Origin of the sequence: Rhodopirellula sp. UBA1907, assembly GCF_002337565.1 — a bacterium.
GTDB classification, from domain to species: Bacteria; Planctomycetota; Planctomycetia; order Pirellulales; family Pirellulaceae; genus Rhodopirellula; species Rhodopirellula europaea.
Window position 1 is genome coordinate 22,159 of record NZ_DDGH01000028.1, and the last position, 23,555, is coordinate 45,713.

Sequence of the window (23,555 nt, forward strand, 5' to 3'; positions counted from 1 at the left end):
CGTACGCCTGAACGGCGTCGCTCGACCTCTCCCCAAACTTTGTTTCGGGAGAGGTACGCCGTGTGTAAATCTGCCGAAAAACGGCAATTGAAAACTGCACGACCTCGAAGGGTCGAGGGGAGCTGGATTCGCTCGCTTTAGACCGCTGCACGATGGCCTCCTTCGTGAAGGAAGTTTGTCGTGCGGACGGCGACCAGGATCATGGCATCGCGTTTGGTTTCTTCCGGGGACGCACCAAGTCGAAGCTGCAGTTCGCGGCAACGTTCGATCATTTCTTGAATGACTTGATCGATCGTGTACGCGTATTCGCCGGTCCATTTCGCGACGGAGCCACGCAGTTCGGTTCGAATGCGGCTGAGGAATGCGGCCGCGGTGACGTTGCGGCGGTGGGCGTCGTCGGAAGAGAACAAACGCCGAAGGTCATTGTCGTAGACGCTGGGTAGATCCAGTCCGTAGTGCTGGCGTTTGCGTTCGTAGTGCGTTCGCAGTGTCTTGCGAATGCGACTGATTGGATCCAAGGTCGCCCGGCATTGCACGCGAGGCTTTTTGCCTTGAAGCGACGTCATGAGTTCGTTCACCATCTTCAACTTTTCGATCGCTGGCCAATCTTTGTAGCGAGTTCGCCAACGCGAACCGGGCCGCAACCAAACCGCGAATGTTTCGGCGAAATCCTCCAGCGGGTGGACCTGAGCGTACCACATGTCGAGGTGCAAAACGTAGTCGCGGCTGGACGGCTTGGGCTGATAGTATTCTGGGTAAGGCAGCGAGGTTTTGCCGAATGTGTTGCGGTAGATCGCCTTGCGCCGCAATCGAAACGCGGTGTCGATTGCATGGCCGGCTTCGTGCCGCAAAATTTTCATGCACCATTCGTGGGTGCCACCTTCGACCTCCAGCAACTGCTTTCGTTCCAGTCGCATGAGCCGGGGATGTGCCAAATAAAACGGAATGGCGATCCCAGGGATTTCATCGGGTGAAAACCAATCTTCACTTAACCAACAGTGGGGAGTGAATCGGAGATCGCGGTCAGCAAGCTCAGAGTTGAGTTGCTCGATGCGTTTCTTCAGCGGCGAATTGGCAATCGTGACACCCAGGTCACATATCCGAAGATCGAGCAATTGCTCGTCGGAGAGAGAATCGAGATCCGGTTTGCGTTTGGCCATCAATCCGTGGTGCTGAGAATCCGTTGAGGGAGTGGCCATCCAGGAACGTTCCGCCGAGACGTTTTTCTGGTGACGTGCTGTCGATCCACGCTCAGTGTATTCACGGTCTCTTCAGATGCGAGTTCAAAGAGGCGTGAAAGACAAGTCGTGAAACACGAGCGATGCGATTGTCAGTTGCCTTTGCTCTTGCCCTTCCAACCGCGACTGCGTTCTTCGGGATAGAGTCGCTCGCCATTGCGACGGGCATGACTACGCGGACTGGGATCCCAATTTTTCGCGTCGCCTTCGGCGGTGATCAACGCGATGTCGTCCATCGAGATATCGTGCAGAGCTGCCAACTGACGCATCGAGTTGTCATGAATGGCTTGCTGGCTTTTCTCCATTGTCGAACGCACTGGATTGCCGTCGGGAACCAGCAACGGAGTCTCGATCGTGGTCCGGGCGGAGTCGCGAATTTGATCGTAAATTGCACGGCGTTTGCTTTCAGGGACGCTTGCGATCGGCAATGCCGCAAGTTCCTCTTCGCTGAGCACGACCAGGACCGGTTTGTCATCTTCCGTGGATGCCACGTCCGATGTCTGGGAATCGCTCGTGTCGGATGACGCGTCAGAATCTGAGCCACCCACGAACATGACCGCTAGCACCCCGACCATCGCGAAAACCAGGACTCCGCCCGAGACCCCGGCCAGCAGCGGCACGTTGAGGTCACCGGCCGGCGAAGATGATTTCTTCTTCCCCGGTTTCGCCGATGCGGCCTGCGGTCCCGCTGCGACTTGAGCGGATGCCACACCGAAAACATGGCCGCACGAAGGGCATCGAGCGGTCACCACCGACGGGGGAACACTGGCGGTCGTTTTGCACTGCGGGCAGCGGACGGAACGATTGCTCATGGGCGAGTCGGGCTGTGGTTTGGTGAGATAGGAAGAAGAGAGACTGGTTTGATGGCGACTTACCGAGTGGGCAGCAGCGAAGCGGACAAGGAACCAACCATTGGCAGCATTTGCTCAAAACGTTGCTGGATCGAATCCGCTCGGCGACCGGTCAGGCCATGCGAATCGATGTGACCAATCTCGTCGGAAAGTGATTCCCAGACCTCCGCTAGCTCCGCCGCGGTGCGTTGCAATCGATCCAGTGGCTGGCGTCGGTCCAAGTCCTCATGCAACTTTTTCGCGAGCTCGTACAAACGGTCGGTTCCTCGAAGAACTTCGCGTTCATACGAATCGGGGGTCAGGTAGCGGGCGTAGCGCTTCAGGTCGGCTCGGAAGTATTCGGCGGAGCCTTCCAGAGACGCGGCGTCGGACATCAAGGTCTGCCGCGTTCGAGGCGACAACTCACCCTGGTTGGAGCCACCCCCAGGGAATCCACCACCTGGAAATCCTGTGCCGGGATAAACCGGGCCGGGGAAACCGGGCGATGGATAACCGGGACCGGGAAGCGGTGTTGGTCGTGGTGGCGGAGGCATCCACAACAGTGCATAAGTTTGGTCGCCGCACTGGGCGATGCGTGCGAGTCGACGATCCAGGACCGGATCGCGAAGCATTGCCAGTTCGCTCGCGTAGGCTTGCCAACGAGCAACAAAATCGGTGAAGCGGCTGACGATCTCGTCGTACTGAACCGATTCGGCGCGGTCGGCTTCTTCCAAGATCACCTCGCGAAGCAATCGGCCTCGGTGCACCAAATCGTGGGCTTGGTCGGATGGCACCCGTGCGGTTTCGACGTCATCGAGTAACGCTTGCATGTATGTCGCGGCGATGATCATTTGGTCGTGCAAACCATGACGATCGAACTGAGGTTCAATCTTCATCAAACGCGAAAGCTTGCGGCCGGTTTGATCACAGTTGGCAACGATGGAACGCAGCCGATCCGATCGATTGGGAACCGAGCGGACTTGAAAGGAAAGCTCTCGCCAGCGTTGATCCAGACTTCGGTACGGATCGCGGAGCAACGAAAGTGAGTTGGCGCCGTCACATTGACGTAGCACCGTGCGCGCGAGCGCTTGGACTTGATAGGTCTCCGGCAGCAACGCGCGGATGCCGGCATCACGTCGTGACAGATCTTGCAGTTCGTCTTTGAGCGATGCCAGTTCGCGATCCATTTGAATCAGCAGTTCGGCGAATTGCCCAACCTCTCGCGAATTGGTGCGGATCGTTTGTGGTCGGTCCGGACGGCGATCGTCGCGAGGTCTGTCTGGTTGGATCGGCGGGCGACTGCCGGGGATTGGCGGTCCAAGTGGGCCTGCGGGAAAATCGCCGGGCCGTGGTGCGGGTGGCCGACCGCCGCGATCTGTTTCCCGTTTGGAAAGTTCGTCTTGCAGCTTCTTTTCCGCGATCGAGCGAAATAGACTTTCCAAGAACGATCCGTTTTGTGCGACGGCGGCCGGTGCGGTCAGCAAACTGAATGTCATTCCCGCCAGCAGCATCGCGATGACGCCGATGTGCGAGCGATGCGAAGAGGCAAGTCGATGGCGAGAAGCAGACTCGCGGAGAAGAGAAGTGAGCATGTGGGGCCCGCCTGATTACCGGTCAAGGATGTGCTCGACGTCGTGTGATGCGCACTCGCCAAGCAATTGGATTGATTGTTGCCATCGTAACAGTTTGCCAACACGGCGCCGTCGTTCCGTCTGGTATTGCCGCCAAGATCTAGGCAGCCCACCGAAGGTGGGTGGAATCTTTCTACCTGGACGGGTTTTGACCTCAGAAGCAAAGGGAAGAATGCCGTTGCCACGAGCATATGAGTCCCTCAGCAACCAAAATGAACGAACGTTCCCCTCGGTGGCCACTCGGCCGCTCGGCGTTCGCACCGACGGTCGATCGCAGCGTTGCGTTGCGGATCGAAGACGATCGGTTGTTGTTGGCGATTGCGCACAAGTCGGCGGACGCGGTTCAGTTGAACGAACCGGCGGACGAAATGATCGTCGATCAGGTTCGATGCTCGGATCCAAATGGTTGGATCAACAGTGGACGCTGGACCGAAATGGTCGAAGCGTTGATCACGTTGAAGCAGCGCCATCAAATTGGCGATGCTCCCGTGGCTGTTTCGCTGAGTGGTGACTTTTGTGTCACTCGCATTTCAGTGGGAACGGTGGAAGACGTTGACCGCGACTTGTCCGCGTTGGCAGGACGCATCCCTCGTTATTTGCAATTGGGACCAGGCGGAAAAGTCACCGGTCACACTCGCGAAACGATTGGGCCGGGGATGGAGCATGCATTGACTGCGGTTGGCAACCGGGTGCGTCTGCAGAATCTCTATGAAGTCTTCCGCATGTGCGACATCGAGATCGCTTGGGTGGAACCTTCGCTGGTCAGTCTGTCTCGTTTGATCGGTTGGTTGGGACTGGATCGACACGCACCTGTGTTGATTGCCGATTCGTTTGGTCAATCATGGGAAGTGGGGATCTCATTCGAAGGACGATTGTTGTTGGACTACCGTCCGGCGGCGGCGCGAGACGGCAGTGAATTCGCCGACGTCATTGACCATCACCTGGAACGCTTGCAACGCTTTTGCCAGCGTCACCGAGGAATGTCGGATCACCAATTGGATCAGTTGTTCGTTGGTGGCGGGCATGACAAAGTGATGCCTGTTGTCAAACGCTTTGCCAACGATTCAAAGCTGTCTGTCTCTGCGATCACGTTGGAGTCCGCGTCTTGGAAGATTGATCGATACAAGGCGACCGCCGTCGAGGGTGGCGACGAAATGTTCTGCGAAGTTCCAATTCCTGAAAGCGATACGGTAGCCATCGCAGCGGCCGTGTTGCCGTTGATCTCCAATCCGGACTTGCCCAAACCCGACTTGTTGCAAGAGATCCGACGCGATCGTGGTAAGTCGTTTGTGCGGCGAATGGTCGGAACGTTTTGGCCAGCAGCTGCGGCAGTGCTGTTGTTGTCGCTGGGATTCACGATGGTCGCCAGCGAACGATCGCGAGCGGAACGCCAACGTCAACAACGCGACTTTGTCGAAACACAGATGCGTCAGACGCAGGTGCGGATGACTGGCGTGCAACAGATGCGAGAGTTCGTCACGCATTTGCAAACGATCGAATCGAAAACGTTTGCACCACACGTGAACCAGATCGTCACTCAGATGGCGCAGTGTCTGCCCGCTCAAACTCGATTGCGATCCATGGTGCTGGATTCCGAGCACCAAATTCACTTGGAAGGTTGGACGGCGCAAGAAAACGATATCTACGACGTGATCAGCTACGTCCGTCGCGTGCCAGAGATCAACCAAGTCGCTTTGCTGGGCACCAACGCCAGTGCGGATGACGACGGGTTGGTGTTTCAAATTCGATTGGGAATGCGTCCGGACCGCCCAGAACTGCGAACGGGAAAGGCGAGTTCCCATGAATAAACCGAATGACCGGCTAACCCGGGTGATCGTCGCCGCTGGAAGTTTCCTTGCGTTGATAGTGATCGGAAAACCACTGGTCGATGAACACAGAGAGCTACGTGCAGGACATCGAGAGTTATCAAAACTCGAAGAAGAATTCGACATGTTGCAATCTCGCGACGTGCGTTTGCAGCGAATCGAAACGACGTTGAAAGACGAACGAAAGCAATTGTTGGAACGTTCGACCACTCCGGACAAAATCCAGCAGGTTCGTGACACGGTGATTGGCATCGTTCGGCAAAGCAGTGCTACGCTGCGAAGTTTGGAAATTGAAGACGGACAACGTCGACGGTGGGCATTTCAAAACGATGACCCGCACAGTCGACGACTGCCCGAGATGGACGAAGAGTCAGACTTCGAGTTGCATTCGCACTCGTTGACACTGGTCGCCGACGGGACGTTGGACGCGATCATGGAAGTGATGAAGAAGATCAACAGCCAGCAATGGTTGATGACGGTTGAGACTTTGGGATTGGAGCCTGCAGGATCAAGCGAAAAATGGATTGGATTGGAATTGCGAATCACGCTGTATGGACTGCAGCGTTCGGTTCGTGAGGATGATGAACTGGTCGCTGCGATTGAATCGACGCGACTGAAGTGATCCGACGCCAAGTCGTGACACTTACTTTTCACCAATAGGAATCAACGCATGGCCAAGGAAGGCTCCGCGTCACAAGCTGAACACGTCTCCACTCCGAGCGATTCGCTCGCGAGTCCGATGACGTCGCGTCGTTCGAAAGCTCGGCGTGCGCTCGCTGCTATGGTTCAATCCGCGTCAATCGGTGTTGGATTGTCGCTAGCGATGTTCGTGACGACTTGGAGTGGTTTCACCGTGGTTGCGGCGGAAGCGAACACGGTGCCAGGCAATTCACAGAGCATCGCGATTGATGCAAAGCTTGGTGATTCAAATCCAGGCGAAGTGGAAACAAAGACTGCTGCGGGAGCATCGTTGGCGGCAGACGCCGAGTCGCAGGTCCAATTGAACGGTCCTCCGCTTTCCATCAATGAAGTGCTTTCACAGCGGGGAAGCATCACGTTCCGAAAAACATCGCTGCAAGAAGTTGTGTTTTTGCTGTCGGATCTTTGGAACATCAACATCGTCGCGGGCGAGAAGATCACCGGGGACGTGTCCGGTGTTTTCAAAGACGCTCCGCTGCGGGACGTTTTGTCCGCGATTCTGACTTCTTCCGGCTACGGCTACATTGCGGCGGGAAACAGCTTGGTTGTTTTGCCGCTGGATGAAGTCGGAACGGGAAGCCCTGATTTCGAATCGCGAACGCTGCAGTTTCGAGCGGCCGACGAAGCGGAGATGAGTTCGACGATCGCGGCGGCTCAGCTGTTGTTGTCCGATCGCGGTCGCATTCAACCGATCGGGCGTGGCGCGATTCTGGTCGTCGACAGCAAAGACAACATCGATCGCGTTCAGCAAATGTTGATCGCTATGTTACCGGGTGCCACCGTGCAAGGCGGCAATCCCGCGGACGGCGCATCACCCGGTTTCCAGCGACCCGCGTCACCGAACGTCTATGACGCGATGGCCACCGAGGTGATCTACCTGACGCCCCAATTCACTGAAGCCTCCGAGATGCGAGAGTCGCTCGAAGGTGCGTTGGGCGAAGACACGATTGTGTCCGTCTACGAAGCTGAAAATCGCATTCTGATCAAAGGCAATCGGGCTCAATTGCAGTTGGCGTCCCAGGCGTTCAAACAGCTCGATGTCCCACGTGCTCAGGTGCGCATCACGGCGTTGATCTATGACGTCAGTTTGGAAGAACTTGAAGAGTTGGGTGTGAACTGGGGACGGGGTTTTCGTTTGAACACAACCGACGAATCGGCTCTCGCTGACTTGGCGGGCAACGTTGAGAAAGCGGTCACGTTTGGAACGCTCGGGACGGGTGGGGCGAGTTCGTTCGGGATTCGAACCTTGACGGACACGTTTGACACGAGCGTTTTGCTTCGTGCCTTGGACAGCAGTGATGAAGCAAAGTTGTTGGCTGACCCGTCCATCACCGCAATCGATCGTCGCGAAGCCTCGATCAAAATCGTTCAACAAATTCCGATCGTCGCCGCGTCGCCGGCGGAAGGTAGCAACGTTGTTTTCGCGCAAGTCGAATTCAAAGACGCCGGGATCATCTTGAAGGTGACTCCGCGGATTAGCAACGACAACACGATTGAATTGCAGGTCCAACCCGAATACAGCGTCAAGGTTGGCGAGATCGAAAACAATCCAGTGATCGATAGCCGGACCGCCGAGACCACCGTTCGTGTCGCGAACGGCCACATGTTCACGCTGGGCGGTTTGCGTCAGAAGCGGATCATCGAGGGCACAAGCGGTGTGCCTTATTTGCGAGATTTGAAATACGTCGGGAAGTTGTTTCGAAGCCACTCGACCGAGGTCCGTGAAAGTGAATTGATCGTGTTCTTAAAACCCGAGATCATCTCGCCTTACGACCACGGCAACGAACGTTCACGACAAGCCATGTGCGTCGCGAATCGCCAACTGGACTCGATTCCTTACGCGTCGGTTTGTCCGCAAACACCTTATTGCTACGACAAAAACTGCCCCAATCACCATCCGCGACCTCGGATCAACGGCGGCACCGACGAGTTGCAAATGTTGGGCGGCGAAGGCATCGCACCGATGGAGTTGTCGTTCCCTGGTTTGGTGAATCCCGCTCCGGTGGTCCCGGGCCAAGTGACGCCTATGTATGAATCCGAACGAGTGATCTCGGATTCGATCATGCTCGATGCTGAGCCAATGATGTTGGAGACCCCGAACCCAATTTCTAGCGGCTCATCCAATGTATTGCCTGCTCCGATGCTGGATCACAGTTCTCGGTCGATGGAGGGGAGGTTATCCAGTCCAAAACAGTCCGTTGCGATCGTTGATTCATCCAGCGTTCGAAGCCAAAACGCTTTGCAGATTCAGCCACAGATGCGAAGCGAATCGGTTTCGGCGATCCCTGCTTCCACCAGAATGATGCCCGCGAAGGTTGAAACATTCCGGTCTCTGATCAACGAGCCATTGCGAGCTGATCTGCTACCCAATGATGTCTCGTCCCATCGGGATGCGGAAGAATTCGTGGTTTACCCGCCTGTTCATGTTCGCAAGATGGAGCAGCGATGATGACCGAGCCAAGTTTGGCAAGACGGACGCGAAACCACGGCAAGAAAACCATGTCGAAGGGCGTCAGCAAATCAACAAAGACTCGGATGAAGTGGTCCGCCGCGGTTGTGTTGCTGTTTGTGAAAGTGGTGGTGCTGCCAGGATGCGGTGTGGACCCGGAGTCAATTGAGACGATTCGCCGTGTTGCGATGCAGGACCGAAAGACTCAATCAGATTTAGACATCGGCGCCGACGGAAATGGATCGGTGGCGGTGAGTTCGCCGAGAGTTTTTGAACCGCCATTTCCGGATCGCAGGGATCCGTTTCACATCGACCAAGCGGCACCGTCGGCGGTGTCGCGTCCGACGAAAGCTTCCGAGTACTTGGTGCTCGGATTCGCGGACGTGGGAAAGACGCGTGCGATCATCCGCTTTGGCGACGAGACGCAATTTGTTTCCAAGGGCGACACGATCGGTGACGCCGAGGTGCTGGATGTCATTCCGCCTCGCGTTCGTTTGAGAAACGGCAGTTTCATTTGGGAAGCCAGCATGTTCCAGTCTCCATGAGTTCTTGATGGAGCAATTATTGATGGCACAACGATGGTCCGCATGAAGCAATTCATGCGGGCCAATTTTTTTGCATGGGCCGGTCTGGTGTCGAAGATTTTCGTCGCGACGCAAATTCCCTGGGTGACGGGATGTGAATTTTGGGGAGGGCGGATGTGAAATCTTGTTTTGGCGGTGCGTAGTTGGACGCCAATGCGGTTTCTTCGATTCTGGCCATCTGATAGGCTTTCGCTTTGCAAATCATTCCAACGCGAACCGGCCGAGTCATCTTGGGACTGCTCGCATCACCCCGACGGAATTGAAATATCTGGTGCCCTGGAGGCAGTTCGTTTTTTCGCCCGCTTTTCTCTGCCTTTTTCATGGGCATCGGGTGGATCTTTCTGATTCAGGCGTCGCCTGTTGCCGGTCAAGAACCGTCGGATGGTTTTGAATCGACCGCGTCGGTTGCATTTCAACCAGAGATTCTCGAGAAAGCGATCGTTTCCAATGAGGGCTACTTTCAGCTGACTTGGGTTGTGACCGGAGCACCTGACTTCGACGGATCATTTCGCGTTTCGGAATTGGTTGATTCTGGTGCCGAAGGTTCATCGGCTGGTCAGGAAACACGGGGATTAACAGCCGGGGAAGTCCAGAATGGTGTCCCCGAACGTGTCGTCTATGAGGGGACACTTCCGACCGCATTTGTATCAGGACTTCCTGATGGAACGTATCGCTATCGCGTGGAAGCGTTGGACGCGAACGGGCGCGTGATCGCAGTGTCGGAAGTTCCCGCAACGGTTCAGGTTCAGCATTGGTTGGCGTGGCAGGCAACGTTGTTGCTGGCCATCGGTGCGATCGTGTTTTTGGCGGTCATCATCGTGATCGTGCGAGGCACATGGATGCACCGTTCCACGAGCGTGGTCGCCGATACGAGTGATCAGGCAACAGAGGAACCAACAGAAGGAAGCCAGGCATGAGTGGTGAGTTGTTGGCAGTGTCCGGGGCCATCCTCAGCCCTCAATCTGGATACGTCTTGCTGGCTATCTTTGGCGTTTTGTGGATTGCCTTGGGATGGTGGTGGGGACGTCAGGCCAAGTCGTATGACGGTTTTGCCGTTGCCGGCCGAAACGTTGGACTGGCCATGGGCACCGCGACGGCCGTGGCGACTTGGATCACTTCCAACACAACCATGTTGGCCCCACAGTACGCATTGCAATTGGGGATTTGGGGAGCACTGGCCTATTCGACGGCAAGCTTTGGATTGTTTGCATTCGCTCCGATGAGCGGTCGCATTCGGCAGTTGATGCCAAAGGGATACACCGCCGTTGAGTTCATCCGCCGCCGCTACGGTTGGTTGGGGACGGTTCCATTCTTGATCATCTCGCTGTTTTATGCCGTGACATGGTTGGTCTCGATGTCGATGGCGGGCGGAAAGCTGCTGAACGTGCTGTCGGGGATTCCGTACGAGTATGGAATGACAGTGGTGGTGTTGGTCTGCGTCGCCTACACGTTGTTCGGCGGAATGTACGCGGTGATCGGGACGGACTTCATTCAAAGCCTGATCATTTTGGTGGGCCTGGTCGTGGTCGCGATCGCCGTTCTGACTCAGGTTGAAATCCAAGAGGTGCACGAGAAACTGCAAAACGAGCGACCGATGTTGCTTTCCGCGTTTTTTCCCGCCGCATTGATGGCCTTGTTCAATAACATGTTGTTTGGGTTTGGCGAAATCTTCCACAGCAATGTTTGGTGGAGTCGCGCGTTTGCGATGCGTGAAGGCGTCGGCCCAAAGGCCTATGCCCTGGGCGGTGTGTTGTGGTTGCCTGTTCCCATCGTGGCGGGGTTCCTGGGACTCGCCGCACCGGCACTTGGCATTGGTATCAGTGAGCCTGATACGGCGGGCCCGTTGGTGGCAGCGACATTGCTGGGGACCGGCGGTGCACTGCTGGTTTTCGTTGTCGTATTTTGCTCCCTGGCGTCCAGCATCGATAGTTTGCTGGCCGCGACGTCGGATTTGATCGTCAACGACATTGCAGAGCCGATTCAGAATCGGGTGACCAGTCGGCACTCAAGTGACGCGTCCAAGCGAAAATTATCCGCGATGGCAATCATTGGCCTCGGAGCGATCGCTTGGATCGCGGCGTTCCCAAACGTGGGATCATTGGCGACAGTACTTTTCTTCGCTGGCCCGATGGTCGGCAGCTGTATCTGGCCGATTCTTTGTGGTCTGTACTTTCGGCGAGCCAGCCCCATTGCGGCCTGTGCTTCGATGGTTTTGGGGAGTGTTCTTGGCTTGGTTGCCTATTTCCTAATCGGTTGGTTCACCGCATCTTTGATTGGTGCCGCCGTCTCGGGTGTCACTTTTGCCGTTTGTTGCCAGATTTGGCCGGACGATTTTGAATTCGCAACTTTGGCGGACGACTGAATCCATGTTCTCCGTTTTCTTCTTACAATTTCTTGTGATTGGCAGTCTGGTGCTTTGTGTCATCGGCGTAGCGGTGCTGATCGGATTTTTGTGGATCGACTTACGAGACAAACAAATCTGGTAGTCCAATGAACTCACTTTCCAATCAACAAGTATCGGAAGCGTTGAATGCATCCGCGACAAACTCGAAGGGGCAGAAACTGTCGCCTTTGTCGTTGCTGGATGCGTTTGAAGGCAACATCGACCGCGATGCGTTGAAGGCGCTCGCTGGGCAGTCGATTTTGAACCCGCGGCAATTCGATCGTCGGACCATTTTGTCGATTGCACAACTCGCTGCACTTCTTGAGTCACGCAACGTTGAAATGGATAAACCGCTGGACGGAAAGATCGCCATCACGGCTTTCTTCGAACCCAGCACCCGAACTCGGTTGTCGTTTGAAAGTGCCGTGCAACGATTGGATGGAAAAGTCCTTTCGGTGCCCGATGGCCAAGTCACCGGGATTGCCAAGGGTGAATCGCTCGCGGACATCGGTGAGATGTTCAACACCTACGGCGACGTCGTGATCATGCGTCACCCTGACACGGACAGCTTGGACGAGATTCGAAAGAATCTGCAGCGTCCGTTGATCAACGCGGGCAATGGTTCGGGCCATCACCCAACCCAGGCATTGATCGACTGGTACGCGTTGCTGAAGTGGCGTCCCGAATTGCACTCGGAGCAATGCCCGCCGGAGAAGCGTGTGCATCTAGGCATCATCGGTACGCCCGGTTCAATGCGGGCGGTGAAAAGCTTTCTGCGTCTATCGCTGATGTTTGCCGGTGCTGTCAGCAAGATCACGTTAGTCAGCGAGATGGCTGATCCGGTTGGATTGGATCTGACTGAACCGATCGAGCAGTCACCGATTCCGATTGAGATCACCAACGACGTGCAGGAAGTGCTGCCGCAGTTGGACGTGGTTTATGTGAACTCGATCGCATTCCTTGGTGACAGCTATCGCAATCTGGATTCTCGCTACAGTCTCGACGCGAGCAGCCCGTTCAAGTCCGGTGCTGTGATCATGCACCCGCTCGCTCGCAATGCGGAGCTGAGTGAAGACCTGGATGAAACCGAGCACAATCTTTACTTCGCCCAGGCGGCTGGCGCGGTATTTGTTCGGCAAGCACTCTTGGCGGCCGTTTTGGATCGAACCGACCGAATCAGCGGCATCTGACCGCTGCATCGAACTGCGGCGTTTGATCCTCTCTCTCAATCCATTTCTACGAAACATCAACACCGTTTATGTGTGGCATCACCGGATTCTGGAATCCATCTCGTACCAACGAACGCGAATTGCGATTTGCGCTCGATCCTATGCTCGATGTTCTTGACCACCGTGGTCCCGATGAACGCGGCAGCCGTTTCTTTCAGGAACGTGGGCTGGCGATGGGGCACACGCGTTTGTCGATCATCGGATTGGCATGTGGCCATCAACCGATCGAAACGGATGACGGCGATTACGCGGTCACAGTTAACGGCGAGTTGTACGATTACAAACGCATTCGCACCGCATTGGCTTGCGAGAAATACGAGTGCAACGGAAAGAGCGACAGTGCGATCACCCTGCCGCTGTACCTGAAGCACGACCTGGCGATGGTCGATCATCTTCGCGGTGAATTCGCGGTGGTGCTGTACGACGACCGCAAGGAACGACTCATCCTGATCCGTGATCGGTTTGGTGTGAAGCCGCTGTATTTCGCGGTCAACGACAACGGGATCGTTTGGGGATCCGAAGTCAAATCCATTCTGCAGCACCCCGATGTCGAGCCACGGTTGTGCCCCAAAGCTGCCGTTCACCAAATGATGCAAGTCATGGTGCCGGGATCGACCGCGTTCGAAGGTGTCGATGCGTTGTTGCCAGGCCACATGTTGGTGGTTCAGAAAAACGGCGATTCACTGGAGGTTCAAACCAAGCGGTGGTGGGATTTCGAGTTTCCTGAATCGCACGAAGAGAATGCGGATCCAGAACCGTTCATTCAAGGCGTCCAAGATCGCTTGATCGATGCGGTCGCGGCACGTTTGGAAGCGGACGTTCCGGTTGGTTGTTACTTGTCCGGCGGAATCGATAGCTGTTCGATCCTCGGGCTGGCGAACACATTGCAGCAGTCGCCGGTCAAAGCGTTCACGATTGCCTTTGATAGCGACGAATATGACGAATCAAACATTGCCAAACGGATGGCCGAACGCACCGGGGCAGAGCAGGAATTGCTGCGGCTGACCGAGAAAGAACTGTACGGCCCGGCTTTTGAACGTGCGACTTGGCATGCCGAGCGGACGTTCTACAACACTCTGGCGGTTGCGAAGTGGCACATGAGTCGTCGTGTGCGTGCCTGCAACTACAAAGCCGTGATCACGGGTGAAGGAAGCGATGAGCTGTTCGGCGGCTATCCATTCTTCAAACGCGATTGGCTCGGTCGAGATGACGAAGGGGGTATCTTCGCCGGTGCGATTCTGGCCGAGGAAGACTTGCAACACAGTGCTTGGCAAGACCTGTGTGGCTTCACGCCGTCATGGATCCAGCCGTGGATGTTGGTTCTCAAGCGTTTCGAGCCGATCCTGTCATCATCGTTGACCGATTTGTTGCAGGAATATGATCCGGTCGGTGAAGTGGCCGGAGCAATCGATCCAGCTCAAGTTCGCGGCCGCCACCGCTTGGACGTGTCGCAGTACACGTGGAGCAAAACAATGTTGGAAGGTCAGATCCTGACATGGGGTGGCGACCGGATGGACATGGCAAACAGCATGGAAGCCCGTCCGGCCTTCCTCGATCACCATGTTGCCGAGTACGCGACGACCATCCCACCGGACATTCGCATCCGCGATGGCGTCGAGAAATGGGTGCTTCGCGAAGCCATGGTCAACGTGTTGCCGCGTGAGTTGTATGAGCGCAAGAAGTTTGCATTCATGGCCCCGCCTGCACACACGGACCCGGTCAAGCGAGCCGCCGTGCAAGAGATGATCGATCACTGGTTGACGCCTTCACGTGTCGAATCGGTAGGGTTCTTCCAGCACGATAAGTTGATGCAGTTCATCGATGATGCTTGGAAAGAATCCGATGGGACGATCGCTCGTCGGAACGACATTGTCATGAACCACGTGTTGCAACTGCACATGCTGCACGGTCAGTACGTCGAAGGGCTGCCCTTGCCGGCAGTGGATTGATTGCCATGCAAGTGAATCTGGAACGAATCAAGGCCGACATTCTCGAACTCTCGCAGATCGGCCGCAATTCGGAAGACCATGGCATTTACCGGATGGCATTCACCGATGCGGATATCGCCGGCAAACGCTGGTTGATCGACCGAATTGAAGCGGCTGGTTTACCCAGCTCCATCGATGGTGCCGCTAACATTTCGGCGACCTTAGCCGGCACATCTGATCTGCCTCGCGTGTTGGTCGGATCGCATATCGACACGGTGCCTTGCGCTGGTGCCCTCGATGGAACTCTCGGGGTGGTGGCGGGGCTGGAATGCCTCCGTTGCCTGAAGGAATCCGGCGTTCAACCGGATCGGACAATCGAATTGGTTGCCTTCAGCGATGAGGAAGGCCGTTTCGGCGGGATGTTTGGCTCGCAATCAGTCTGTGGACAAATCAATCCCGAGATGATTGCGACCATGACGGACATGAACGGTGTCCCGCTGCAGGAAGAAATGTCACGGCATGGATACGATCCCGTTGCCGCGTTGGATGCGGCGAGGGATCCCGAAGGTCTTCATTGCTACTTGGAAATGCACATCGAGCAAGGTCCCGTCTTAGACCGTTTGCACAAATCGGTTGGGGTCGTGGACCAAATCACGGGTTTGTTCACGTGGTCGGTACGCCTTAAAGGCGAGGCCAACCATGCGGGAACGACGCCGATGGACATGCGGCACGACGCGTTCATGGGGTTGGCCGATTTTGCTCACGAGGTTCCACGAATTTTGGAAGAGAACGGCAGCGACCGAAGTCGTGCGACCATTGGAAAGGCTCAGATATTGCCAGGAGCAACGAACACGGTTCCCGGTTTGGTCGAGTTTGCGTTGGACGTCCGTGACACTTCGATGGACGTCTTGGAGGATTTGGCCGATGCGTTTCGCAAGGCCTTGTCAGCAATCGCGCGTCGACGAAGTTTGATGTTCGAGTTCGAGCAGAAAAGTTTGATCAGCCCGGTGGAGTGTGGTGCCCTGATTGTGAAGACGATCCAGCAACAAGCCGAAAAGTTGCAGCTCGATTACGAAATCATGCCCAGTGGGGCTGCCCATGACGCGCAAATCATGGGAAGAATGATTCCGGTCGGTATGATCTTTGTCCCCAGCAAGTCTGGGCAGAGTCACTCGCCCGCGGAATGGACCGCGTGGCAGGACATCGAGGCGGGAGCCAACGTGTTGCTCCACTCGCTCACCGAAATGTCAAGCAAACCAGATTGATCGCATCGAAGGCTCACCATGAACGATTTTGCACCGCACGACGAACACCCGGATCCGCTTCGCGAAATTTATCACGAATCGTTTGTTGAGAATCCTGCTCACGGTGAGTTTCTCGTTGGCCGGCACACCGCTTTGTTGTGCATCGATCTGCAATATCTCGACGCCGCACCAGGTTGCGGTGTGTTTGCCGAAGGAAACAACCACGGCGTCTCCCCGGAGGGCCAAAAGTATTACTTCGATCGATTGAACGACACGGTGCTGCCGAACGTGCGACGGTTGCAAGAGGCGTTTCGTCGACGCAATCTGGAAGTCATTCACACCCGGATTCAGTCGCTGACGCAAGACGGACGTGACCGCGGAAAAGGGCACAAACGACTGAATCTATTGGCGGCTCCTGGTACTCGCGAAGCGGAGTTTTTGGTGGAGGTCGCACCACCACCAGGAAGTGACGAAATCATCATCAACAAAACCGCCAGCGGCGTTTTCAGTTCGACGAACCTACACTACGTGCTCAAGAACATGGAGATCGAAGCCTTGTTCGTCGTCGGTGTTTACACCAATGAATGCGTCGAGACCACCGTTCGAGATGCTTGTGACCTGGGCTATCTGGTGACGGTTGTCGAGGATTGCTGTGCCACCGTGACTCCGGAATTGCACAACGCAACACTGGCTACCCTTCGTGATCGATACGCTCGAGTGATGACGATCAGCGAAGTCATTCAAACGGTCGTGAACCTGATTCCTGCAAAGACCTGAGCTGCTCCCTTTTTCTGATGCAGGAGCAGTGAGAAAATCAGGGCTTCATCTGGCCGGGCGCGCCCGGCCAGATGAAGCGAAATCTTTGGGGGCCAGGTTGCCCAAAACGCTATGGGGTCAATGTTCGTTGTAGTCAACTCCAAGCTTCGATTTTCTCCTTTGCGTCGGCAAGTGACAGAAACCAATTTTCGTTGAGGTTCAGCTGGACGCTTCCGTTGAAGGATTCAATGAATGCGTCATCCGTTGGTTTTCAGGGCCTACTGAAGTCGATCGTCGCGCCATTGGCATACGCCAACTGATCCAAAACCTTGGAGCTGAACTCCGGACCATTGTCGACACCGATCAATTGAGGCAGCTCGCGATCACAAGCCAGTCGTTCCAAGGCGGTGGCGACATCGCGTTCTCGCATCCGCTGACCAACCTCGATCTCATGACTCTCACGAGGAAAGTGATCGACTATCGTCAAGAGCCGGATCTGGCGGCCATCGAAGAGCTCGCAGTGCACTTTTTTAATGCATGAAATCCGCTTCGATTTGATATCACTCAACAGTCGTTCATGTGAGTCGCTTTCGGGCGATCGACACGTGCTCGACAACTGACACGGCGCTTCGGTGTCTTCGTTCGTAAACTCAGTTTTTCCCCGGGGATGAGCCGACCGATTCGCTTGGCATTGACGTCCCAGCCCTCAAGCCGAAGCAAAATATGCAGGCGACGGTAGCCAGGGTGAAATCGCGTTGCGGCGAGTTCTTTCAGCCGCTTTCGCAGACGCGGCCTGCTCATCCCTCGTGGATCGAAGGCGGTGAGTTGACAGAACCACGCCCAGCAGCTTGCAAGCACGACGCTCGCTCACTAGGTAGCAGGACTTCGCTCCTTCGGGCGCATTGACCAAGGCGGGTAGGTCTCAGAGCTTTTTTGAAAGGACATCCTGAAGAATCTGTTTGTCCAGATTCAGGTCCGCGACCAGCGACCTCAAACGCTTGTTCATTTCTTCAAGCTGCTTGAGTCGCCGAAGCTCATCGCTGCAAAGTCCAGCGAACTCCTTCTTCCATCGGGAAAAAAGTCTGCCGGCTGATCCCAAGCTTGCGGCAAACCCCTTCAATGGGCGTACCTGTCTCTGCCTGCTTCAGCATGAAGACGATCTGCTGAACAGTGAATTTGGACTTCTTCATCGGCGTTTTCAGCTAGCAGATGCCGACCCAAGTCGAGTCCAATGATCTTAGCGCTACGTGAATCAGTTGTTCGGGATCGGATCAAGCCAAACGAGTGCTCAACGTCATAGCCAATCATCACAACAACGTCAGTCAATCATGTCCGCGGGCGAAGGCTTCATGATCGGAACCCGTGAACGGTCGCTGCGTGGGAGCAACCGAACACAAGTGCCGCTAGTTCATGGAGATCGTTCTAGATCCCCTCTTCGCCAGAGACATATTCTTCAGAATCCTGAAATTCCTCTGCTTCTTCTAGCCCGTTGTCGTCGACGCCAACCGGTTCTGACGGCCCACCGCAACCAGCGAGTGGCACGAAGAAGCAACCCAACAAGATGGCGAGGCTAGCAAACTGACAAAAAATTCTGGACATTCAACAATTCTCGTATGAACTAAGTGGGTGAGAAATCCACCACGCTATCCGCGTGGTGGATGGAAATGCAAACTTAAGTCGCAGCATTGGAAGATGGAAGTGGCTACGAACGAATCGGGCACGGATGTGTATGAGTTTCGACCACCTCGACAAAGTTGCTCAACTTCGAAAGCCGAGCGATTCTAACGACCTGTGTTTGGTAACAAGGCCTTCGTAGCACTACAGCTGCTCCATGTCGATTGTCTCTTTGTCGCCGATACCGCCCACGGCCCTCCAGGTCAAGAAGTCAACGGAATCTGTGACCAGAGTCACAGAGCCATCGCCGAGAAGCACCTGGACGCCACCAGTATGAAGAGACCTAGCCCCGTACATGTTACGATCACTATTGGCTCCACAATCAAACAGTTTGGAATTGGGAACCATCAATGTGTTGAACGCCACCTCATTGGGTGAATATCCTCGCAGCCAAGTATTTCCACGTCCCCGAGTAGAGTTTGTGTCTGGATTTCCAGTTGCGGGGCACCCGTTGTCCTCTGCAGTGGCAATCAAATCATTGACAGGTCCAATTGTTTGCTGTTCGTATCCACGATTACCTCTCATGGTGGAGTTAATGTTGAGCCGGGGATGTCCAATGATGCCTTCGGCTACAGCAACCGTGTTTGAAAGCCCGTCAAGAATGTCGCGGAACTTCCGAAACTTCGCATTGACCCCAGAGTTCGTCGCATGGGATCGAACACCATCAAAGAAACCAACGCCTTGGCCGTTCCAGCGCAGTCGACTATCCGGGCCGGTGGACGCGAAGTAATTCGTAGGCGCCCAAGCCGCATTCGTGATTGATCCAGAGTGTTTCGCCGTCGTGGAGTCCAACCAAACGCTGGCCCCTGTTCCGGGATCAGACGGACAGAGGTATGAACTGACGACCGACGGGTTGACCTCGTCCCAAACTCTGTTTGGACGCTGCGCACCAGCCCACCACTGATGCAGGCCAAAATCGATTCTCTCGTAAAGAGCGTTTTCCTCAATGAACGGAAGAATCCGCGAGGACCAACTGTAATTCTGGGTGTTCCAGTTGGAAATGTTTGGATTGACCGCATCATGCCGGTCACGTAGCGGCGGGATGGCGTTGAAGGCGCCATGGTAATTGTGGATTGCCAGTCCGATTTGTTTCAAACGATTCGAGCACTGCATCCTTCTCGCAGCCTCTCGAGCGGATTGAACAGCTGGCAACAATAAACCAACCAGGACCCCGATGATGGCGATAACCACCAGCAACTCGACCAGCGTAAAACCAGTTCGTCTGCGAACTTTCATAATGATACCTATATAGACAATTGATAAGAAATCTTAGGGTAAATGGTCTCACCGAGATTTGCGGTCCTGATCAGAGACTACCCCTCGCTCGTTTTTAGCAAAGGCTGGCTGCACAAGCAAGGATTATTTGCCTTTAATGGGTTTTTATGAGCCGCGAAGCACCGGAGCTGGAAGGCATGGTTGAACAGCTACTGCTACTCGTCAAAGCGGCGAGCCGGTTGGCTCAATGACACGTTCTAACGCGGGTTATTCTTTTGCTAGAGCAGCGTCGTTGTCTGGTCGCCGTCAGGTCTCAGGCTCAACGAATCCAGTGGTCGGTGAATCGAAGTCCTGGTGCGAATTTTGTTTTCCGCATGTGGCAAGAGAGGCACGATGAATCAAGGGGATTATTAGTGCAGGTCACCACTTGGCCCGGATGCACGGAATTCAATTCACGCTTCCGGCTTGGATGCCCAGTCGCTTCTGAGTTGCTTTCGGGGACCGTCAGTTTGTCGGAAGGCGTGTGGCAGCTACGGCAAATGGCTTCAAAGAAACCGGGGTCGTTCTGCGATGGCAAGTGGGGATCATGGCAGGTGATGCAGTCCAACCTTGGATAGACGCCTTCATTCTCCGAAGCATTGGACACTTCGAAACAACGACTCATCACCAACCCGACGGGTGCGAACCTGACGAGGTGTCGTTCGTGTATCGAAATCTCCTCCGGTTTCATTTCGTCCGGCCTTCGATGGCACTCTCCGCAGCGATTCACTGATTCCAAGGGTGAGAGTTCACGCCAGGCAGGTTTTGTCGAATCAACACCACTTGAGCTGGCGTGATTTTTCGCATCGAAGTGGCAGCGTGAGCAATCCAAACCAGGCTTGATATTTGTCAACGTCATGTCTCTCAGCCGGCTTACATGACAGCCAAAACAGCGTCGAGCATCTGCCTCATTTTGATGCTCTCCTAATTGAACCACTCCTGCCCGTGTCAGTGAAGTTCCAGGTGTGGTTCTGAATTTTCCATCGGAGAATCTCGAAATTGTGAGCTGCGTCAATCCATGCTGATCGATCGAGACGGGTGTGAGAGCGTGATGACCGGAACCGAAAATCCAATCTACTCTTCGCTGATAGTCGATTTCGTCGCTTCCAAACCAGAGTTCCTCTCCCTCCTCAGTGAATGAAAACACGTGCCCCGATTCCTGGATCGATTCGCCCGCGAAGAGTGCAAGCATTTCAGCATCAGACCCACTGCGCAACGTATTTGCGTGAGGCGATGTCGCGAAATTCGCGACGATCCCAGCGTGACACTCCGCACATGTTTGTTCGTTGACTCCAGACCTTGGTGATTCCAATCTGCTGACTGCAGGTGACGATGAGCTGCGGTTGATCCCGATCCATCCCAAAATCAAAACCAACACAGCCAACGCCTGAACGGAACCAAGCAATCGCCATTGAACGTGGAATGGAAAACGCACATTTCGCCAGTTGGTCGCAGAACTTTTCACGGTCCAGAACTTTGATCTTTCACGGAAGTTGGATTGATTTCGCTCCGGCGGACTTGTGTCAACTTCTGGATCGCAGAGTCGGTCGCGTAATTCTCAAGCCAATCGAGATATCGATTGGCATCCTGTGGACGGCCAGCCTCGATTGCGCCACACAAACCAGCGTACATCAACTGAGAATCGATTGATTCACCGTCAATCTCAAAATCGCCTTTCGCAATGAGCTCTGTCGGCCCATGAAGCAAATACTTTTTGACACGCAGGGAAAGCTCTCGCTCGACGTTCGAATTTTTTGATCGTTGGACATCTCCATGGCGGTTCTGCGATCGGTCCCACTGAATCGACATCGTGTTTTTGAGGGCTGCATTATCTACGAATGGATCCCCACAAAGGTCCGCCGCTTGGACTCTATCTGAGGCAAGCCGTCGAAATAGACTAGCTTGTCCGGCGTCAATCATTTCTTCGTTCGCCAATTCCGTTTGACATTGGCCTATTTCGCAATGCAGTGATGCGTGGTTCGGAAACTCCTGAACTCCAACGAATAGCACTCGTAGAGCGGCATAGTGAAGTCCCATCGCTCGGAAAACACTCGCCTGCCGTCCTAGTTGCTCGTCATTTTTGATGACGGATCGAGTGCCCAACCAGTCTCGATCAAATATCGACCCGGTTGGAATCGGGAATTCATACTGCCAACTCTGGAACTCGACGATTTCACGATCGCTCAAAATCTCAATCATTCGCTTCGCGTATGCGGCATCGCCGGCCGACGCGTACGGAATCACCGGGGAATCAAGCGAAAGAGGCTTCCAGATAGAGGGCTCTAACGCACGAATCATTTCCGTATCACATTGTGATATGGCGAGAAGCGTTGTCTCGCGTCCGGCTAGTGGAACCCAGTAACCTCCAGAGGAACCATCTGTCCGATGGTAGCTCATCAGACGTTGTTGCCGGAGATCATCGAGGACGCGTTGATTCTCCTCGAAGCGCCCCGCCACAACTGATCGAATTGGCAAGTCTTGAAGCTGAAGCTTGAAAAAGTTGCCCGATGAGCTCCGATCCAGGTATCGCAAACTCTCCCAGGCCAGCATCCCACCGCTCCGAGTCGTGTCAGACAGTGCCGTTCCGTAGGGTCGGCACGGATCCAAAGCAAGATGCAACAATCGATTGTCGAGCGAAGCATCGATCCCCCAGCCCATCGTCGACTTTAGGCTGCCAATCGAGAGGGCGGCGACAGCGCATATCGGACCAGCAAGGACTGACAGTCGATGACTTCGAGATTTCAATTGTTTATCAACGAACCATTCACCATTCAAATGACATGCGATGAGTACGTCTGCCGCCAACCAAGCGGAGGCCAACGAGACGTTTTGAAAGCAGGACCAAGCAAGAAACTGGAACCAGGCAAAGCACCCGATATTCGACGGCAACCGTCGGAAATTTTGTGTTCGATGAACGCACCAAATAACGGTTAATCCAATGAAAGCTAGTGAACTTGGCTCTGTCCAACACAACCTTAATGGTTGCCATGGAGTATCCAACAATCGAAAAGCTGAATTACGCCATGAAGGAACAATCGCAGAAAGCGAATCCAGCCACGCACTTGCTCCCCTCGGATTGATCATTCCACCCACTAGGATCAATCCAGCGACTGTCCATTGGTCGCGAAAGTGCTTCCATCGAGACGAGGCAACGATCTGGTCTGAGTTCGCTCCAAACGTAAACCAGCCAATGAGTCCGGCGAAAATCCCCGAGGTGGTGTTGCTCCAAAGAACAAACAAAGCGAACGCGGTCATCGCGGTGCGACCCGATTTCCAGCCTAAGACGGTGCCTCGATCAACCGTGGTTGCCCCCGGAGAAAGCGAATTGGATTGCCGATTGAAACGGAATTGAAGCCAGGCCAGACAAGCAATGAAGATGCAGTCAAGCATTCTCGGCATCATGTTGATGTCGTCAACCAAACCAATCAGAAGCACTGTGACAACTAGCCAAATCAGCGGTCGTGATAGCCGCCAAGAGGGTGTGTTGAAGTCCTCGCCATCTTCTCGTCCAAATTTCTGTCGACAAGGCCCGACCAACCAGTTCAAGAAGCAGCACAACAAAAGTATTCGTGCTGCCATGACGGCATGCCCACCCATCGTCTGGTAGAACAGATACAGGGGCAATCCTCCGAGCCAATCGGCTTCTGCTTGGTCTTCCATTGCCAGCAAGGTACGACTCGGATCAAACGCCCCACCGACAACCACGCTTCCGCGGCTCAATTGCCACCAGAAGTCCGCGCCACGAATCGGCTGGAAACCGACGACGGCAAGCAGGACCAACATGGCTACCCAGTGAAACAAGTGAGCACGAAAAATGGAGCCGCTGTCCG

At 54.9% G+C, this 23,555-nt stretch carries 16 protein-coding genes and 1 pseudogene; 11 read left to right on the plus strand and 6 right to left on the minus strand.

Translation table 11 applies throughout. The annotated features are described in order from the left end of the window. Positions 1–137: 137 nt before the first annotated feature. The 3 genes from B2R17_RS05930 to B2R17_RS05940 all read right to left on the minus strand — a co-directional run bounded on the left by B2R17_RS05930 (position 138) and on the right by B2R17_RS05940 (position 3,573). A complete protein-coding gene (locus tag B2R17_RS05930; protein WP_286763247.1) occupies positions 138–1,199 on the minus strand; it encodes a putative zinc-binding metallopeptidase in 1,062 nt (353 codons plus the stop codon). Positions 1,200–1,330: 131 nt separating this feature from the next. Further along, positions 1,331–2,050 carry a hypothetical protein gene (locus B2R17_RS05935; RefSeq protein ID WP_286763248.1) on the minus strand — a complete coding sequence of 240 codons (720 nt, stop codon included), beginning with the start codon at positions 2,048–2,050 and terminating at the stop codon, positions 1,331–1,333. Positions 2,051–2,109: 59 nt separating this feature from the next. Further along, a complete protein-coding gene (locus tag B2R17_RS05940; protein WP_339888501.1) occupies positions 2,110–3,573 on the minus strand; it encodes a hypothetical protein in 1,464 nt (487 codons plus the stop codon). A 317-nt stretch (positions 3,574–3,890) separates the two neighbouring features. On the opposite strand from B2R17_RS05940, the gene B2R17_RS05945 reads away from it, so the two are divergent. From B2R17_RS05945 to B2R17_RS05990, 10 genes are all read left to right on the plus strand, one after another. Next, positions 3,891–5,507, plus strand: a complete 1,617-nt coding sequence (locus B2R17_RS05945) for a hypothetical protein (RefSeq protein WP_339888493.1) — start codon at positions 3,891–3,893, stop codon at positions 5,505–5,507. Continuing rightward, entirely contained in the window at positions 5,500–6,147 is a 648-nt protein-coding gene (locus B2R17_RS05950) for a hypothetical protein (protein WP_037252439.1), read from the plus strand. Before B2R17_RS05945 ends, B2R17_RS05950 begins: the two co-directional genes overlap by 8 nt. 48 nt (positions 6,148–6,195) lie before the next feature. Then, positions 6,196–8,673 carry a type II secretion system protein GspD gene (locus tag B2R17_RS05955; protein ID WP_286763251.1) on the plus strand — a complete coding sequence of 826 codons (2,478 nt, stop codon included), beginning with the start codon at positions 6,196–6,198 and terminating at the stop codon, positions 8,671–8,673. After that, complete coding sequence (locus B2R17_RS05960; RefSeq protein ID WP_339888503.1) at positions 8,673–9,218, plus strand: hypothetical protein; 546 nt, start codon at positions 8,673–8,675, stop codon at positions 9,216–9,218. The genes B2R17_RS05955 and B2R17_RS05960 overlap by 1 nt, the downstream gene beginning before the upstream one ends. A gap of 359 nt (positions 9,219–9,577) precedes the next feature. After that, the gene (locus B2R17_RS05965) at positions 9,578–10,174 is read left to right on the plus strand and encodes a hypothetical protein (RefSeq protein WP_286763253.1); all 597 of its coding nucleotides are present in this window, start codon (positions 9,578–9,580) and stop codon (positions 10,172–10,174) included. Continuing rightward, complete coding sequence (locus B2R17_RS05970; RefSeq protein ID WP_286763254.1) at positions 10,171–11,619, plus strand: sodium:solute symporter family protein; 1,449 nt, start codon at positions 10,171–10,173, stop codon at positions 11,617–11,619. The genes B2R17_RS05965 and B2R17_RS05970 overlap by 4 nt, the downstream gene beginning before the upstream one ends. 128 nt (positions 11,620–11,747) lie before the next feature. Continuing rightward, on the plus strand, positions 11,748–12,830 hold the full coding sequence (locus B2R17_RS05975; RefSeq protein ID WP_008668776.1) for an aspartate/ornithine carbamoyltransferase family protein: 1,083 nt from the start codon (positions 11,748–11,750) through the stop codon (positions 12,828–12,830). Between the two features lie 68 nt (positions 12,831–12,898). Beyond that, positions 12,899–14,818 carry an asparagine synthase (glutamine-hydrolyzing) gene (gene asnB, locus B2R17_RS05980; protein ID WP_286763255.1) on the plus strand — a complete coding sequence of 640 codons (1,920 nt, stop codon included), beginning with the start codon at positions 12,899–12,901 and terminating at the stop codon, positions 14,816–14,818. A 5-nt stretch (positions 14,819–14,823) separates the two neighbouring features. Next, on the plus strand, positions 14,824–16,062 hold the full coding sequence (locus tag B2R17_RS05985) for a Zn-dependent hydrolase (RefSeq protein WP_286763256.1): 1,239 nt from the start codon (positions 14,824–14,826) through the stop codon (positions 16,060–16,062). A gap of 18 nt (positions 16,063–16,080) precedes the next feature. Then, positions 16,081–16,818 carry a cysteine hydrolase family protein gene (locus B2R17_RS05990; RefSeq protein WP_286763257.1) on the plus strand — a complete coding sequence of 246 codons (738 nt, stop codon included), beginning with the start codon at positions 16,081–16,083 and terminating at the stop codon, positions 16,816–16,818. A 45-nt stretch (positions 16,819–16,863) separates the two neighbouring features. Here the strand turns inward: B2R17_RS05990 and B2R17_RS05995 are convergent. From B2R17_RS05995 to B2R17_RS06005, 3 genes and pseudogenes are all read right to left on the minus strand, one after another. Beyond that, positions 16,864–17,987 (minus strand): annotated as a pseudogene (locus B2R17_RS05995) (IS3 family transposase). 232 nt (positions 17,988–18,219) lie between these two features. Further along, positions 18,220–18,396, minus strand: a complete 177-nt coding sequence (locus B2R17_RS06000; protein WP_286763258.1) for a hypothetical protein — start codon at positions 18,394–18,396, stop codon at positions 18,220–18,222. 219 nt (positions 18,397–18,615) lie between these two features. Further along, entirely contained in the window at positions 18,616–19,707 is a 1,092-nt protein-coding gene (locus B2R17_RS06005) for a DUF1559 domain-containing protein (protein ID WP_286763259.1), read from the minus strand. A gap of 3,603 nt (positions 19,708–23,310) precedes the next feature. Between B2R17_RS06005 and B2R17_RS06010 the strand changes: the two genes are divergently transcribed. Continuing rightward, on the plus strand, positions 23,311–23,555 hold a 245-nt coding region (locus tag B2R17_RS06010; protein WP_286763260.1), incomplete at its 3' end, for a hypothetical protein.

What these genes read in the sequence shown, in the direction of transcription:
- B2R17_RS05930 (WP_286763247.1), bottom strand. Translation starts at nt 1,199, where the DNA reads ATGGCCACTCCCTCAACGGATTCTCAGCACCACGGATTGATGGCCAAA.
- B2R17_RS05935 (WP_286763248.1), bottom strand. Translation starts at nt 2,050, where the DNA reads ATGAGCAATCGTTCCGTCCGCTGCCCGCAGTGCAAAACGACCGCCAGT.
- B2R17_RS05945 (WP_339888493.1), top strand. Translation starts at nt 3,891, where the DNA reads ATGAGTCCCTCAGCAACCAAAATGAACGAACGTTCCCCTCGGTGGCCA.
- B2R17_RS05950 (WP_037252439.1), top strand. Translation starts at nt 5,500, where the DNA reads ATGAATAAACCGAATGACCGGCTAACCCGGGTGATCGTCGCCGCTGGA.
- B2R17_RS05955 (WP_286763251.1), top strand. Translation starts at nt 6,196, where the DNA reads ATGGCCAAGGAAGGCTCCGCGTCACAAGCTGAACACGTCTCCACTCCG.
- B2R17_RS05960 (WP_339888503.1), top strand. Translation starts at nt 8,673, where the DNA reads ATGACCGAGCCAAGTTTGGCAAGACGGACGCGAAACCACGGCAAGAAA.
- B2R17_RS05965 (WP_286763253.1), top strand. Translation starts at nt 9,578, where the DNA reads ATGGGCATCGGGTGGATCTTTCTGATTCAGGCGTCGCCTGTTGCCGGT.
- B2R17_RS05970 (WP_286763254.1), top strand. Translation starts at nt 10,171, where the DNA reads ATGAGTGGTGAGTTGTTGGCAGTGTCCGGGGCCATCCTCAGCCCTCAA.
- B2R17_RS05975 (WP_008668776.1), top strand. Translation starts at nt 11,748, where the DNA reads ATGAACTCACTTTCCAATCAACAAGTATCGGAAGCGTTGAATGCATCC.
- asnB (WP_286763255.1), top strand. Translation starts at nt 12,899, where the DNA reads ATGTGTGGCATCACCGGATTCTGGAATCCATCTCGTACCAACGAACGC.
- B2R17_RS05985 (WP_286763256.1), top strand. Translation starts at nt 14,824, where the DNA reads ATGCAAGTGAATCTGGAACGAATCAAGGCCGACATTCTCGAACTCTCG.
- B2R17_RS05990 (WP_286763257.1), top strand. Translation starts at nt 16,081, where the DNA reads ATGAACGATTTTGCACCGCACGACGAACACCCGGATCCGCTTCGCGAA.
- B2R17_RS06000 (WP_286763258.1), bottom strand. Translation starts at nt 18,396, where the DNA reads ATGTCCAGAATTTTTTGTCAGTTTGCTAGCCTCGCCATCTTGTTGGGT.
- B2R17_RS06005 (WP_286763259.1), bottom strand. Translation starts at nt 19,707, where the DNA reads ATGAAAGTTCGCAGACGAACTGGTTTTACGCTGGTCGAGTTGCTGGTG.